General features: G+C 60.8%; 12 protein-coding genes. 10 read left to right on the top strand and 2 right to left on the bottom strand.

The annotated features are described in order from the left end of the window. The first annotated feature begins 120 nt into the window (after positions 1-120). The 6 genes from VW35_RS13245 to uvsE all read left to right on the top strand — a co-directional run bounded on the left by VW35_RS13245 (position 121) and on the right by uvsE (position 5,605). Entirely contained in the window at positions 121-885 is a 765-nt protein-coding gene (locus tag VW35_RS13245; RefSeq protein WP_046143523.1) for a glycerophosphodiester phosphodiesterase family protein, read from the top strand. Then, entirely contained in the window at positions 872-2,044 is a 1,173-nt protein-coding gene (locus VW35_RS13240; RefSeq protein WP_046143522.1) for a GNAT family N-acetyltransferase, read from the top strand. Before VW35_RS13245 ends, VW35_RS13240 begins: the two co-directional genes overlap by 14 nt. Before the next feature lie 57 nt (positions 2,045-2,101). Then, positions 2,102-3,229, top strand: a complete 1,128-nt coding sequence (locus tag VW35_RS13235; RefSeq protein WP_046143521.1) for a hypothetical protein — start codon at positions 2,102-2,104, stop codon at positions 3,227-3,229. A 12-nt stretch (positions 3,230-3,241) separates the two neighbouring features. Then, positions 3,242-3,658, top strand: a complete 417-nt coding sequence (locus tag VW35_RS13230) for an HIT family protein (protein WP_046143520.1) — start codon at positions 3,242-3,244, stop codon at positions 3,656-3,658. A gap of 144 nt (positions 3,659-3,802) precedes the next feature. After that, entirely contained in the window at positions 3,803-4,516 is a 714-nt protein-coding gene (lexA, locus tag VW35_RS13225) for a transcriptional repressor LexA (protein WP_046143519.1), read from the top strand. A 54-nt stretch (positions 4,517-4,570) separates the two neighbouring features. Continuing rightward, positions 4,571-5,605 carry a UV DNA damage repair endonuclease UvsE gene (gene uvsE / locus VW35_RS13220; RefSeq protein WP_046143518.1) on the top strand — a complete coding sequence of 345 codons (1,035 nt, stop codon included), beginning with the start codon at positions 4,571-4,573 and terminating at the stop codon, positions 5,603-5,605. A gap of 783 nt (positions 5,606-6,388) precedes the next feature. On the opposite strand, the gene VW35_RS13215 is transcribed toward uvsE, so the two are convergent. Continuing rightward, a complete protein-coding gene (locus VW35_RS13215; RefSeq protein WP_046143517.1) occupies positions 6,389-8,194 on the bottom strand; it encodes an IlvD/Edd family dehydratase in 1,806 nt (601 codons plus the stop codon). A gap of 283 nt (positions 8,195-8,477) precedes the next feature. On the opposite strand from VW35_RS13215, the gene VW35_RS13210 reads away from it, so the two are divergent. The 4 genes from VW35_RS13210 to VW35_RS13195 are packed head-to-tail and all read left to right on the top strand — an operon-like array spanning position 8,478 to position 12,854. Continuing rightward, the gene (locus tag VW35_RS13210; RefSeq protein ID WP_046143516.1) at positions 8,478-9,389 is read left to right on the top strand and encodes a 2-dehydro-3-deoxygalactonokinase; all 912 of its coding nucleotides are present in this window, start codon (positions 8,478-8,480) and stop codon (positions 9,387-9,389) included. An 11-nt stretch (positions 9,390-9,400) separates the two neighbouring features. Then, a complete protein-coding gene (locus VW35_RS13205; RefSeq protein WP_046143515.1) occupies positions 9,401-10,012 on the top strand; it encodes a 2-dehydro-3-deoxy-6-phosphogalactonate aldolase in 612 nt (203 codons plus the stop codon). Beyond that, a complete protein-coding gene (locus VW35_RS13200; protein ID WP_046143514.1) occupies positions 10,009-10,884 on the top strand; it encodes an SMP-30/gluconolactonase/LRE family protein in 876 nt (291 codons plus the stop codon). The genes VW35_RS13205 and VW35_RS13200 overlap by 4 nt, the downstream gene beginning before the upstream one ends. A gap of 8 nt (positions 10,885-10,892) precedes the next feature. Beyond that, on the top strand, positions 10,893-12,854 hold the full coding sequence (locus VW35_RS13195) for a beta-galactosidase (protein ID WP_046143513.1): 1,962 nt from the start codon (positions 10,893-10,895) through the stop codon (positions 12,852-12,854). Here the strand turns inward: VW35_RS13195 and VW35_RS13190 are convergent. Further along, positions 12,823-14,871, bottom strand: coding sequence for a ComEC/Rec2 family competence protein (locus tag VW35_RS13190; RefSeq protein WP_161796908.1), 2,049 nt, complete (start codon positions 14,869-14,871; stop codon positions 12,823-12,825). The genes VW35_RS13195 and VW35_RS13190 overlap by 32 nt on opposite strands. Between the last annotated feature and the right edge of the window lie 120 nt (positions 14,872-14,991).

The following is a 14,991-nucleotide window of genomic DNA, read 5'->3' as shown; positions in this document are numbered from 1 at the left end:
CCTCCCGAGAGCTGAATTCTCCGGCCAAGCTAATCAGTGACGACAATCGAAGAGACTGCAATCACACTGTCACGGAGGCGTGCGAACCGGACGCCTCCCAACAATCCCCAGGTCTGTCCAATGGCCCAATCGCTCTTCCCCCGTCCCGTCGCTCATCGCGGCCTTCATGATCGCGCCGGTGGCGTCATCGAGAACAGCGCCAGCGCCTTCGCCGCCGCCATCGCTGGAAACTTTGCCATCGAGTGCGACCTGCAGCTCACGAGCGATGGACAAGCTGTAATCTTCCATGACGAAAAGCTGGAACGCCTGACCGGCGAATCCGGCCTCGTCAGCGAGCGCACGGTGGCGGAAATGACCGGCATCACGCTCCTCGGTAGCGCCGCCGGTGACAGGCCGCAAACGCTGGATGCCTTCCTCGAGCAAATCGCCGGCCGCGCTCTCCTTCAGATCGAGCTCAAGCACCAGCCGACGCGCGAAGCCACCGAGCGCCTTGCCCGCGTGGCCGCAAACGCCCTTGCGCAGTATTCCGGCCCGGTGACCGTCGAATCCTTCGATCCCCGCCTCATCACTCTCATTCGCGAATATGGCTTTGCGGGCCCGCGCGGTATCATCACTTACGACTACGAAGGCGAGGATTATCCGCCCGGCATCACCGAAGATGAGCGCTACACCCTGCGCCACCTCCTCCATTGGCACGAAACGCAGTTCGATTTCATCTCCTGCGACAAGAATGCCCTCACTCTCCCGGCGATCACCTTTTGGCGCGCGCTCGGCAAGCCCGTGACCGCCTGGACGATCCGGTCTAAGGTTGAAGCAGAGGCCGCGCGCCCCTACATCGACCAGATCGTGTTCGAAGGGTTCAACCCGGACAGTGTCTCCGAATAGTCTCACCGCCACCATCCATCCCACGACGGCTTCAGTCGGCGCCGCAGTGTGGAACGCTCTCGTGCCAGGCACCGCTGGCGTGCCCGACAATCCATTCCTAGACTTTGCGTTTTTTCGCGCCCTCGAAGAATCGGGTTGTGCAACCGGTCGCACGGGCTGGCAGCCGCAGCATATCGTCGTTTCCGATGGCACGTCGCCGGTCGGTCTCCTGCCGCTGTTTCTCAAAACGCACTCGATGGGCGAATATGTCTTCGATCATGGCTGGGCCCAAGCGCTCGAGCGCGCTGGCGGACACTATTATCCCAAGCTGCAAGGCTCCGTGCCGTTCACTCCGGTCACCGCGCCGAAGCTGCTCGTTCCCAGTGACAGCCTCGAGATCAAGGCCGCCCTGCTGCAGACCGCGCAGGAATTGGCGCAGCAGCGCAAGGCATCATCGATCCACCTGACTTTCCTGCCGGAAGCGGATGCGCAACTGACCGAAGCCGCCGATTGGCTAAGCCGCGTCGACACGCAATTTCATTGGCACAATCAGGGTTTTCACAGCTTCGAGCAGTTCCTCGAGTCCCTTTCATCCCGCAAACGCAAGACCATCCGGCGCGAGCGTCGCGATGCGCTGGCCGATGGGCTGACGATCAAATGGCTTCAGGGCGGCGATATCAAGGAGCACCATTGGGACGCCTTCTTCGATTTTTACGAGGATACCGGCGCCCGCAAATGGGGCCGCCCATATCTCAATCGCCAGTTTTTCTCGCTGCTTGGCCAGTACATGGCCGATCGGGTCGTCCTGGTCTTTGCCTACGAAGCCGACCAGCCCATCGCTGGCGCCATCAACTTCCTCGGTCGCGACCGCATCTACGGCCGCAATTGGGGCGCCACGCGTGACGTGCCTTTCCTCCATTTCGAGGTCTGCTACTATCAGGCCATCGACTACGCCATCGCCCACAAGCTAGCCGTCGTCGAAGCCGGCGCCCAAGGCGAACACAAGCTGGCGCGCGGCTATACCCCCGTGACGACGCACTCCGCTCATTGGATCGCCCATCCAGGTCTGCGCGAAGCAGTTGCCGATTATCTTGAAGCCGAGCGCCCGGCGGTCGAGCGGGAACAGGAGGCGCTAGAAGGGTTTACGCCCTATCGAAGGGGCGAACGGCAGGAGCGTTAGCCCCGGCCAAACGAGTGTGCTAAAAGGCCGGAAACCCGCGTTGGAGATCCGGAATCAATGGACTTTTGGGACGTCGTCGCCTTCATTCTCGAAGCTCTTGTCGTCTTCGTGGTGGCCACGACTCTGTTCGATACCCTCCATTGGCTGCTGCACCGCTGGGAAAAGTCAAAAATCCCCCTTCTGCGCACCTTCTCGTCCTGGCACTGGGTGCACCACAAATTCCTCGGCCTCGATATGAAGATCAACCCGGCCTATGCGCGCCAGAACATCTGGTATCACGTGCTGCCGGAATACCTGACCTCGATGGCCGCCATCGCGCTCTTTCTTCTGGCCATTCCGTGGCAGCCGGTGGCCCTCGTGGCGGTCATCCGTACAATCATGTTCATCATGACCCTGCGCGAGGAGGGTCTGGACTACAATCACATGTCCATGGATCGCGTGGGCGGCAAGCAGGGACTGTTGTGGGTCAACAACAACTACCATGCGATGCATCACGTCTATCCGCACAACTTTTTTTCCTCCTTCGCCAACACCTTCGATCTCCTCGTCGGGACCACCTGCCAGATTGAGGGGCGGCGCTTTCTCGTCACGGGCGCCGGCGGCGCCTTCGGCTCGGCGATGACCGAGGCGCTTGAAAAGCGGGGCGGCATCGTAGAAACGGCCAAATCGGGCGTCGACTTCAGCGCCGGCAATTATGCCGCGATGGACGAAAAGCTCGCGCGCGCCGACGTCCTGATCCTCTCGCACGGCGCCAAGACCGAAGATTGTTGGAACGCCAATTACGTTACCTTCCGCGACCTCACCGAACGCTTCACCGCCCTCGGCAAAAATCGCCTCCTGGCGCCGGAAGTTTGGGCAGTGGGCTCGGAAGTCGAATTCCATGGCGACATGGGCATGGACGAACTGCGCGATTATTCGAGCTCCAAGCGCGCCTTCGCGGCTCGCGCGCGGCAGTATTATCGCTCCGATGAGCTTATCTACCGCCACATCGTCCCATCGTCCTTCACCTCAGCGATGGGCAAAGGCGCCATGTCGGCCGAGACGGCGGTCAAAATCACGCTCTTTTTTATCACCCGCGGCTTCAAATATGTGCCGGTGACCCTGACGGGGCTCGCCGTCCTCAACTTCTTCCGCTTCCGCTATGCCAACAATGCCAGCGACGAAGTGCTGGCTGCTGCCGAATAATCCGAGGCTCCGATGACTTATGACCCGAACAATATCTTTGCCAAAATCCTCAAAGGCGAACTCCCCTGTCACAAGGTCTACGAGGATGAAACGGCGCTTGTGATGATGGACATTTTCCCGCAATCCAAGGGTCATGCACTGGTTATTCCGAAGGCCTCGTCGCGTAACCTTCTGGATGCCGATCCCTCAGTTCTCTCCAGCGTCATGCCTTTGGTCCAAAGCGTCGCCAAGGCGGTCCAGTCTGTGACGAAGGCAGACGGCATTCGCCTCGCCCAGTTCAATGAAGCCCCCGCCGGCCAGACCGTCTTCCACCTCCACTTCCATCTTATCCCCGCCTATGAAGGGATTGCGCTGGGCGCCCATGGCAGCGGTAGGGCCGACGATGCCGAGCTGGCGCAGCTTGCTAAAGACATCTCAGCCGCGCTCTAGAAAAAACAGAACGCCACGTGTAGGCGTCGAGCGTTGTTTGTGTCTTTGACCGTACGATTTAAGAAATACTGGGGACTCTTGCGGAACATAGACGGAACACCTATAGTCGTTCCGTATCCGTTCCGATTCTAGGGCTCACCGGCAATGCTGACGCGCAAACAACACGAACTGCTGATGTTCATCCATGAACGGATGAAGGAAAGTGGTATTCCGCCATCCTTCGACGAAATGAAGGATGCGCTGGATTTGGCGTCTAAATCCGGCATCCATCGCCTCATCACTGCGCTCGAAGAGCGCGGCTTCATCCGACGCCTGCCCAACCGGGCCCGTGCGCTGGAAGTCGTAAAGCTTCCCGATTCAATGAATCCTTCCCTCGGCGGGCGCAAGGCCAAGTTCGAGCCGTCGGTTATCGAGGGAAGTCTCGGCAAGGTCAGCTCGACGCCTGCGCGTGGCGTTGCGACCGAAGAATATGCCCGCCCGGTTTCGATCCCCGTCATGGGCCGCATTGCTGCAGGTACGCCGATTTCCGCTATCGAACAGCATACGCACACGATCCAGGTGCCGCCCGAAATGCTGGGTGCCGGCGAGCATTACGCACTCGAAGTGCGCGGCGATTCGATGATCGAAGCCGGCATCTTCGATGGCGATACCGTCGTTATCAAGAAGCAGGATCAGGCCAGCACCGGCGAAATCATCGTCGCCCTGGTCGATGACGAAGAGGCTACCCTGAAGCGCCTCCGCCGCAAGGGCAAAACCGTTGCGCTTGAAGCCGCCAATCCGGCCTACGAAACCCGCATCTTCCCGCCTGACCGCGTCAAGGTGCAGGGCCGTCTCGTCGGCCTGCTGCGCAAGTACTGATCGTTTTCGGAACGCCTCGGCGATCCTGGCATTGCCTCCCCGGAGGTAGCTGCCATGAAATCCAAGCCGCTCAAACTCGGTTTCCCGGTCAAGGTTCTGGGAAACCCTGCTCTCAAAAGCAATGATGCGCGGCGCTGGCAGTCCGATCCGCATTTGCGCGTGTCGCTGGGCTATCTCGACGAAATCTTCGACTATCTCGTCAAGCACGACATCCGCATGTACCGCATGTCATCGGACCTGGCACCCTACGCCACGCACCCGGACATGCCGCAGTTTCACGCGATGGTCAGCGACAGCGCTGCAGACCTTGCTGCGATCGGCAAAAAGGCGCGTGAGCTCGACATTCGGCTGTCCTTCCATCCCAGCCAGTTCATCGTCCTCAACAGCCCCGACCCCAACTTGGTCCGCAAGAGCATCTGGGATCTCGCAAGTCAGGCAGAAATGCTCGATCTCATGGAACTCGGCCCCGAAGCCGTCCTCGTTGTCCACGTCGGCGGCGTTTACGATGACAAGGACGCTGCGCGCCAGCGCTGGATCGATACCTGGGCAACTTTACCCGAGCCAGTTCGGCGGCGGCTCGCCCTCGAAAACGACGACCTGCGTTTCTCCTGCGCCGACGTTCTCCATATCCATGAATACACCGGCGTCCGCCTGATTTTCGACCACCAGCATTTCTGGTGCCTCAATCCTGAAAATCTCGACATGCGCGACACGGTTGAAAAGATGTTGGCGTCCTGGCCGTCCCATGTCCGGGCCAAGGTGCACTTTTCCTCGCCGCGCACTGAGCTTCGCCAGTTGACCCGGAAAAGCCGCAAGACCGGCAAGAACGAGATCGTCAATGTCGCACCGGTGTGGACCGGACACGCCGACTTCGTCAATCCGTTCGAATTCACCACCTTCATGCGCATCGCCGAGGGGCTGGAGTTCGACGTCATGCTCGAAGCTAAGTCCAAGGATCTCGCCATCATCCGCCTCCGTCCGGACCTCTTGCGGTATGCTCCGGATGTCGCAGCACGATTTGGCCTCACCGCCGCGCAACAACAGGCGTTCGAAGTCGAAGAGGCAAGCCTCCTCGAACAGCCGGCTTAGGCGGGCGACCTCGTCCACCTAATTTTCTTCTGTAGAGAGAGTGGCACCTCGGACGCATCCGTATTCCCAAAGCCTTCTCAAGCGTGGGGCTTCCCTCGGGCTTGACCCTAGGGCCAATGCGGAAGCAACGAGCATTTTTGCGTGGGACAATGACCCTCGGGTCAAGCCCGAGGAAAGCACAGTGGGTGGGACAGATGAGTCGAATGCGAGCAGTGCTCCCTATGAGAAACAGGGACACATTGCGTCTGCTCAAGCGGTATGAGCCACCGCCAGACTCCTCCCCCTAGCAGGGTGAGGCTAGGAGGGGGTAATCACAAAGGCTTATCCATCTTCTCCCCGCCCACCAAGACCTCCCCCATACTCACCCCGTTCCGTCAGTCACGCGGCCCCCACGCAGGGTCGGGCGGAACGGCCGGTGGAGAGGGGCGCCTTTCCGGGCGGGGATATGAATGCGGCAGCCATACTAGAAAAACAGGGTATGCCTGAACCGGACCTGCTGACAACTCCGGCCCGTGACGGGCGGCCCTTGGACCGTTCTACCTAGTCAGAAGGCCCAAAGGCCGCCCGTTACCCGTGTCACCGCGAGGCCAATAAGAAGGCCGGGCGGCACTTCGTGCTGCCCGGCCCTCAAACTGGCACCGAAGGATTGGCCTGTAGTCGGCCTAGGCTGAGGCGAAAATGTCGGTCTCTTAGAACCGGAGCGCAGCGTACATCAGTACGTGAGCACTGGAAGCGCAAGAGACAGGCATTTGCAGACCAGCATCGGCCGAATAACGGTCGATCCTAGTGGTTGTCGCGTGGAAGGCCTTCTGTCTGCGCTATGCGCTGATACTTTTCGGCAGGCTTGAGGATCGCACCCTCACCGAGCTGGCCAACGATGCCGCGCTGGATTTCCTGCCACGGCGTCTGGTGCTTGGGATACTTGTAGCCACCGGCAGCCTCGAGCGCCGCGCGACGGGTCGCGATCTCTTCGTCCGAGATCAGGATATCGGCTTCGCCCTTGTTGAGGTCTATGCGTACGCGGTCGCCGGTCTTGAGGATGGCAAGGTTACCGCCGGCTGCGGCTTCCGGAGACGCGTTGAGAATCGAAGGCGAACCCGACGTGCCGGACTGACGACCGTCACCGATGCAAGCGAGCGAGTGGATGCCCTTCTTGATAAGATATGCCGGCGGACGCATGTTGACGACCTCAGCAGCGCCCGGATAGCCGATCGGGCCAGCACCACGCATAAATAGCAGCGTGTTTTCGTCGATATCGAGCGACGGATCGTCGATCCGGTGGTGATAATCCTCAGGACCATCGAACACCACCGCTTTGCCTTCGAACATGCCCGGATGAGCCGGATTGTTGAGATAGCGGTCGCGGAATTCCGACGAAATCACCGATGTCTTCATGATCGCGCTGTCAAAGAGATTGCCGCGCAGCACGAGGAAGCCGGCATCGGTCTTGAGCGGCTGGTCGAACGGACGAATAACCTTCTCGTCCTGGATCGGCGTATTGCGGCAGTTTTCGCCGATGCTCTTGCCGTTGACGGTCGGCGCGTTCTCCCGGATCAGGCCCTGCTTCATCAGTTCGTTGACCACCGCCGGCACGCCACCGGCATGGTAGTAGTCCTCGCCGAGATATTCGCCGGCCGGCTGCAGGTTCACGAGCAGTGGCACCTTGTGGCCGTAGGTCTGGAAGTCCTGCAGTTCCAGTTCAACGCCGATATGCTTGGCAATAGCCTGGATGTGGATCGGCGCGTTGGTCGAACCACCGATCGCGGAATTGACGACGATGGTGTTGATGAAATTGTCCTTGGTCAGGATGTCGGAGGGCTTGAGGTCCTCGTGCACCATGTCGACGATCCGCTTGCCGGTGCGGTAGGCCATTTCCTGGCGGTCGCGATAGGGCGCCGGAATGGCGGCCGAACCCGGCAGCTGCATGCCGAGCGACTCGGCCAGCGAGTTCATGGTCGTCGCCGTGCCCATGGTGTTGCAATAGCCGGTCGACGGCGCCGAAGAGGCGACCAGTTCGATGAACTGCGGATAGTCGATCTCACCAGCGGCCATCATCTGGCGCGCCTTCCAGACGATCGTACCGGAGCCGGTGCGCTCGCCCTTGTGCCAGCCATTGAGCATCGGACCGACCGACAGCGCGATCGCCGGAATGTTCACGGTTGCCGCGCCCATCAGCATGGCCGGGGTCGTCTTGTCGCAGCCGATCGTCAGCACCACGCCATCGAGCGGATAGCCGTAAAGCACTTCGACAAGGCCGAGATAAGCAAGGTTTCGGTCAAGGCCCGCAGTCGGGCGCTTGCCGGTTTCCTGGATCGGATGCACCGGGAATTCGATGGCGATACCGCCGGCTTCACGAATGCCCTCGCGCACGCGTTCCGCCAGCACCATATGGTGACGATTGCAGGGGCTGAGATCGGAACCGGTCTGCGCGATGCCGATGATAGGCTTGCCCGACTGAAGTTCTTCGCGCGAGACGCCGAAGTTCATGTAGCGCTCGAGATAAAGCGCGGTCATGTCCGGGTTATCGGGGTTATCGAACCATGCGCGCGAACGCAGCTTTTTCGGAGCGCCGCTATTATCAGTCGTCATCGTCAAATTCCTTATCCGTCCGCAGCGCGCGGACCGTGGGCCTTGCTGGTTGCCGTTTTAGCACGGCAAGCGCCGCTGTGAACGGTTCCCATCGAAAAAATCATACAATTGATTTGGGTGCGGCAACAGGGGGCATATGTGCTGGAACGCTCTGAAAATCTTACCAATAGCGGAGAACACATTTGAGCTCTCCGATAGCCCCTGCGCTGATGGCCCTGTTCATGGGTCAAGAACCCAATTAGGGTCGCGCCGCATTGTTTGGGCGTTTGTAGGGGAGGCTTGTTTGAGCGAATCTATTGCCTGGATTGCCGTGGATTGGGGCACATCCAACTTGCGCGGCTGGACCTTGAATCATGCTGGAAATGTTCTGGCGTCGCGGAACTCGCCCAAGGGCATGGGCAAACTGACGCGCGGAGAATTTCCCGCCGCGCTCGCCGAATTGCTGGCCGATATTCCGCTGACGGACAAAACCGACGTCGTGGTCTGCGGCATGGCCGGCGCCCGCCAGGGCTGGCTCGAAGCGCCATATCTTGAAGCGCCGACTGACCTTTCCGGCCTTATCAAGGGTGCCGTCCACCCCGAAAGCGGTTCCGACCGGCTGACGGTCTCGATCCTTCCTGGCGTCTGCCAGAAGCATGGCGGCGAGAATGTCATGCGTGGCGAAGAAACCCAGCTCCTTGGGCTTGCGTCAACCCTGCCCGGCTATGCTGGCCTCGTCTGCATGCCCGGAACGCACTCGAAGTGGGCACTGCTCGACGGCACCACCATCAAGCATTTCACCACCGCCATGACCGGGGAAATGTTCGAGCTCCTCAAGACTCACTCGGTGCTTCGGCATTCCCTTAACGGCGATCTTGAAACGTCTGCGCGTGACGATGGCTTTGCCGCCGGCGCCGCAGATGGTCTTGATCGGCCGCAGGACCTTCTGGGCCAGCTCTTCCGCGTCCGGGCAGCATCGCTCGTCTCGGGCCGTGAGCCAGCCTGGTGCTTCGGCTATCTTTCGGGGCTGCTCATCGGCACGGAAATCGCTGCCAACCGGGATCAGATCGGTGGCGCGCCCGTTCCGCTCATCGGCTCCCCTGCTCTTTGCGACCTTTATGCCCAGGTGCTTCAGATGGCTGGAGCCACCGGCCAACCCGTCGACGCTACCGAAGTTGTATTGGCGGGCCTCAAGGCCGCACGAAACGCCGCCTAAGGATTCTCCTCATGTTCCATCGTCACATCATTGCAATCCTGCGTGGCATCACCAATGACGAAGCCGTGCCGGTTTGCACGGCACTCGTCGATGCGGGTATCACGCTGATCGAAGTGCCGCTCAATTCGCCCAACGCCATCGAGAGCATTTCGCGTGCCGCCAAAGCGCTGGGCACTCGCGCCGAGATCGGCGCCGGCACTGTCCTCACTGAAGAAGACGTGCGCGCCGTCGTCGCGGCCGGTGGCACATTCATCGTGTCGCCCGATACCAATGAAGCGGTGATCGCTGAAACCGTTCGCCTCGGCCTCAAATCCTATCCCGGCGTCTTCTCGCCCAGCGACGCCTTCACGGCGATCCGCACCGGTGCGACCGGCCTCAAATTTTTCCCTGCCGAGGTTCTTGGCTCCAAGGGCATCAAGGCCATGAAGGCGGTTCTCCCGCCTGCCTTGCCGCTTTACGCCGTCGGTGGCGCCAACCCCGATAATTTCGACGAGTTCTTCGCCGTCGGCTGCGCCGGCTTCGGCCTCGGAACCTATATTTACAAACCCGGCATGAGCGTAGCCGACGTCGCCGAGCGCGCCGCTACCGCCGTCGCCGCCTATGACAAGGGAGCCAAGGCATGACCGAGACGGCACGTCTTCTCATCGACAGCAAATCCGAATTGGGCGAAGGCCCGTTCTGGCACGCCGCCCGCCAGCAGCTTTTTTGGTTCGATATCAACGAGCAGTCTCTGTTCGCCGCTAATGCCGAGGGCGAAATCGAGGATAGCTGGCTCTTCAACGAAACAGTCACTGCAGCCGCCATCGTCGACGAACACAACCTCGTTCTCGCGACTGAAAATGGCCTGATCGAGTTCGATCTCAATGTCGGCGGCATCAACCGCCTAATCGACATCGAGCGCGATAACGAAGCCAATCGCAGCAATGACTGCCGCGTGCATCCCTCAGGCGCGTTCTGGATCGGCACCATGGTCAAGGAAGAAGGCCCCAAGGAAGGTTCGGTCTACCATTACCGCGCCGGCCAGTTGACCAAGATCATCGAGAACGTCGCAATTCCGAATGCCATCTGCTTCTCACCCGATGGACGCATGGCATATTTCACCGATACGCCAACGAAAAAAATCCTCAAATGTGCCCTGGATCCCGAAACCGGCCTACCCGCTGGAGAATGGGAACTCTTCGCTGACGTTTCCGAGGGACGCGGCTACCCCGATGGCGCTGTGGTAGACAGCGAAGGCTATCTCTGGAACGCCAAATGGGGCGGCAGCTGCGTCGTCCGCCATGCGCTGGATGGCTCGATCGACCGCATAATCGAAGTGCCTGTCAGCCAGGTCACCTGCCCCGCTTTCGGCGGCAAAGACCTCAAGACGCTCTTTATCACCACGGCTGCCAAGACACTCAGTGCCGAGCAACTCGCAGAGGAAGAGGTCGCCGGTGGCGTCTTTGCCATCGACCTCGACGTCGCCGGTCAGTCTGAACCTAAAATCGCAATCTGAGCCCATCCATGTCCATCTCTCCTGCCCTCGGCGTTTGCTATTATCCTGAACACTGGCCCGAAGAGTGGTGGGAGAAAGACGCGGCCCGCATGGCCGAAGTCGGCATCAAATATGTCCGTATCGGCGAATTCGCCTGGTCACGGATGGAGCCGACGCCGGGTGATATCAAGCTGGCCTGGATGATCCGCTCGATGGACGTCCTCGGCAAGCACGGCCACAAGGTCATCGTCGGCACGCCGACAGCGACGCCGCCGCGCTGGATGGTCGATAAGCACCCGGACATGCTGGCGGTCGATGCGAACGGCAACCGCAAAGGTTTCGGTTCGCGCCGCCACTACGATTTTTCGCACCTACCGTTCCGCGAAGAGTCAGCGCGCATCACCCAGATCCTCGCCGATGCCCTCAGCGACCACCCGGCACTTGGCGGCTGGCAGACGGACAACGAATACGGCTGCCACGGCACGACCTATTCTTATTCGCCGGCTGCGCTCGACGGCTTCCGCAAATGGCTCGCGTCCCGTTACGGGTCGATCGAGTCTTTGAACGAGGCCTGGGGCAACGTCTTCTGGTCGATGGAATATAATAGCTTCGACCAGATCGAGCTGCCGAACCTCCTGATCACCGATCCTAACCCGATCCACGCGCTCGATTTCCGGCGCTATTCGTCCGATCAGGTCGCCGCGTTCAACAAAGCCCAGTACGATATCCTCAAGGCCAAGCGGCCGGACCTGCCGGTCATCCACAATTTCATGAGCCGCTACACCGAGTTCGACCACTACGACGTGGCCGAAACCCTCGATGTCGCGAGCTGGGATTCCTACCCAATCGGCCATCTGGCGGTCAGCGACGAACCCGACGACATCAAGCGCCAATATATGCGCCAGGGCGATCCCGATAACGCCGCCTTCCACCACGATCTTTACCGCACGGTCGGCCACGGCCGTTGGTGGATCATGGAGCAGCAGCCGGGCCCGGTGAATTGGGCGAAGTTCAATCCCGATCCGCTGCCGGGCATGGCCCGTCTCTGGGCCTGGGAAGCCTTTGCCCATGGTGCCGAAGTCGTCTCCTACTTCCGCTGGCGCCAGGCGCCATTCGCCCAGGAACAAATGCACGCCGGCCTCCTCCGCCCCGACAGCGAACCGGCGCCCGCCTATGAGGAGGCGCTTCAGGTCGCGCAGGAGCTGAAGCAGAGCGGCATCGACGGTCAGGTCGAAAAGGCCCGCGTCGCCATTGTCTTCGATTACGACAGCGAATGGGCCTGGCAGGTTCAGCCGCAGGCCGATGGCTTCAAACACGGCGCTCATGTCCGCGACATCTACGCGGCCTTCCGCAAGCACGGCATCGACATCGATATTCTCTCGCCCAAGACCAAAAGTTTTGCAGGCTATGACGTTGTCGCCATTCCAGCGCTCTTCGCCTGGACTGATGAACTGCGCGAAGCTGTCGCGAGCTTCGAAGGTTATCTGCTGCTTGGCCCACGCACCGGTTCGAAGACCAAGAATTTTTCTATTCCCGCCAGGCTTGGGCCCGACCTCTCTCCCAACCTGCTCGACGCCAAGGTCATGCGCGTCGACAGCATCCCGAGCTACGTGTCGATCCCTGTCAAAGGTGGCGGCACAACCCGCCTCTGGCGCGAAAAGGTCGAGACGCGCGGCGAAGTGGTCATGGAAGACAACGAGGGCGTGCCCGTCCTGATCTCGCAGGGCAAGATCTTCTATCTCACGGCCAGTGGCGATCGCGCCCTGATGCAGCGCATTGCCGACTACCTGATTGCCGAGGCCGACCTTCCGGTGCTCAGCCTGCCTGCCGGCGTGCGCACCCGCAGCCGCGGGGGCTTCCGCGTCTATGTCAACTATTCGGCGAGCCCCGCAACCCTGAATGCCGCGGCCGATGAAAGCGGCTACGTGATCGGCGGCGCAGAAATACCCGCGGCTGGCGTTACCGTGGCACGGCTCGCCAAGGTCGGTTGAGGTTGTCGATGGCTGGGCGCACGTCGAAGCGCCCAGCCCTTTCGTTCCAGGCCAGCCAGTGCACGCCGCCCCGGGCTAACTCGCGCGGTCCGATGAGGACGCCTCCGGCTGCGCAATTGGCTGGGGGATAAATCCGGGCAATCACCAGGTCCTGACCGAAACAATCCTCGGCAAATGCATCGGCGCTGCGCGCGACAGCTGCAGTGAAGCGGCCGGTATCAACGATGCAGCCCAGGCTGTCACAGCGTGCATGCGTGTGCGTGGGCGCAATTTCCGTCTGATAGTACCGGCTCCAGACATCGACGGCGAAGCTGCCGGTCTTTCCGCTGACCAGAGCCAAGCCTTCGCCGTCGCGCATGGCAACAGCCTGGGTGGTGTCCGCGATCAACACATCCGGTCGTGGCGAAAATCCGAAGAGAAAGACGAGCGGCACGAGCAGCAAAGGCCCGAGAAGCCGCCATCGCGTCTCGATAAAGGCGAACCAAGCCAGGGCTGCAAGCCCGCCCAATAAAGTCCATCCCGCCAGAAGGGGGTTTCCAGTCAGGCCGGCGCTCCATCCCGCAACCAGATGAGCGACATCCACCATGCGGTCGATGTTCCAGCCCATCAGCCGGAGAAACGGGCCATCCAGTCCGAATGACATGGCGAGCACGGAAAGAACGCCAAACCACATGATGAGGCTGACAAATGGCAAAGCGAGAAGATTGCCGAGGACACCGAGCGGCGCCGTCTGCTGAAAATGGTAGGCGGAAAACAGAAGCGTCGCGAGCCCTGCGACAAAACTCGTCCATGCCGTGGCGGCAATGAAACGAACAACGCGCTCGAGGCTCCCGCCCGTCGCCGGGGGCAGTGCGCGGGGCAATTCATAGACACCGATGAGAGCCACAACAGCGGCGAAGGAAAGCTGGAAGCTCGCCCGGAAGACACTGGCTGGGTCAAGCACGATGATGACCAGCGCCGCGATCGCTACATTGCGCATGGTCAAGGCGCGCCGTCCGGCAAGCACTGCCCCAAAGATCAGGCCGAGCATCAAGGTGGAGCGGAAGGCAGGGACGTTATCTGGTCCGCCAGCGAGCATGAGGTAGCCAAACGCGGTCAGAAGTCCCGCGATGGCGGCAAACTGTTTGATCGGCCAGGAGAGAACTGCGGGCGTTAGAGCCAGCAGCAATCGGACTAGCCATAACATGCCGCCTGCAACGATAGACAGATGCAATCCCGAGATCGAATAAACATGGGCAAGACCGGAGGCGGCCATGACATCGCGGATTTCGTCCGAAATGCCGCTTTGGTCACCGACCATCATAGCCTTGCCGATGGCAGCACTGCTGCCTTGAAGAACCAGATCGATGCGCTCACCGATGAAATTGCGGAGCGACTGGATACGCCGCAAAGGATCGCTGTCATCGCCGCGCGTGATTACCTCGACAGAGCCGATGGCGTTGCCGTAGGCACCGATGCCGGCGAAATAGGCGTGAAACTGGCTGTCATAGGCTCCGGGAAGAACGGGGCCGGGGACGGGCGCCAGGCGAAGGCGCGCCCTGACCTGGTCGCCCGGCGCGAGTGGCGGAACTGCCGGCATCAGCAATCGCGCATGCCGCAGATCGAGCGCTCTCGCATCCTCGATCGGCATGAGGTCGCCCGCAATCACGCGGCGCGCGTCATCGTCGCTGGAAATGACTTCGACGATCCGCGCCTCGTATGTTCCATAGGCTGGATATGACAGCATCGTCGTCCCGAAGACCGCGCCATGGAGCGGCAGGAGGCAAAATCCCAACCAGACAGCGACCAGTTGGGAGCTCCATCGCATCCCCGCAACGGACTGGAATAGCAGGGCCAGAGCAACCAGTGCCGTAACCGCGCCGCTACCGATCAGGTAGTTCTGGGCGGACGGCTCGCCGGGAAGGAAAGCATAGATGACGAGGCCCACAATAAGGCTGAACGGTAACAGCACGAAGAGGCGACGCTGGTCCAACGCTTGTGCGAGGCTGCTCGTCAGCGAGCGCAATCCCTGGCTCATGGATAGCAGCGTAAAGCCACGCTGCCGGCCGCCTCGCATCCCAGCGAGCGGCTTGGATAATGTCAGCGATGTCGGCTCCCGCCCCTGCACGCCTTGCCCCGCCCTTGCGCTCAAGCCCGC

This window comes from Devosia soli, assembly GCF_000970455.1.
GTDB classification, from domain to species: Bacteria; Pseudomonadota; Alphaproteobacteria; order Rhizobiales; family Devosiaceae; genus Devosia; species Devosia soli.
This window is presented reverse-complemented; position numbering and strand designations above follow the sequence as displayed.

Bases quoted from the DNA above. Each gene is read 5' to 3' on its own strand.
- VW35_RS13245 (WP_046143523.1), top strand. From the start codon at position 121: ATGGCCCAATCGCTCTTCCCCCGTCCCGTCGCTCATCGCGGCCTTCAT.
- VW35_RS13235 (WP_046143521.1), top strand. From the start codon at position 2,102: ATGGACTTTTGGGACGTCGTCGCCTTCATTCTCGAAGCTCTTGTCGTC.
- VW35_RS13230 (WP_046143520.1), top strand. From the start codon at position 3,242: ATGACTTATGACCCGAACAATATCTTTGCCAAAATCCTCAAAGGCGAA.
- lexA (WP_046143519.1), top strand. From the start codon at position 3,803: ATGCTGACGCGCAAACAACACGAACTGCTGATGTTCATCCATGAACGG.
- uvsE (WP_046143518.1), top strand. From the start codon at position 4,571: ATGAAATCCAAGCCGCTCAAACTCGGTTTCCCGGTCAAGGTTCTGGGA.
- VW35_RS13215 (WP_046143517.1), bottom strand. From the start codon at position 8,194: ATGACGACTGATAATAGCGGCGCTCCGAAAAAGCTGCGTTCGCGCGCA.
- VW35_RS13205 (WP_046143515.1), top strand. From the start codon at position 9,401: ATGTTCCATCGTCACATCATTGCAATCCTGCGTGGCATCACCAATGAC.
- VW35_RS13200 (WP_046143514.1), top strand. From the start codon at position 10,009: ATGACCGAGACGGCACGTCTTCTCATCGACAGCAAATCCGAATTGGGC.
- VW35_RS13195 (WP_046143513.1), top strand. From the start codon at position 10,893: ATGTCCATCTCTCCTGCCCTCGGCGTTTGCTATTATCCTGAACACTGG.
- VW35_RS13190 (WP_161796908.1), bottom strand. From the start codon at position 14,871: ATGAGCCAGGGATTGCGCTCGCTGACGAGCAGCCTCGCACAAGCGTTG.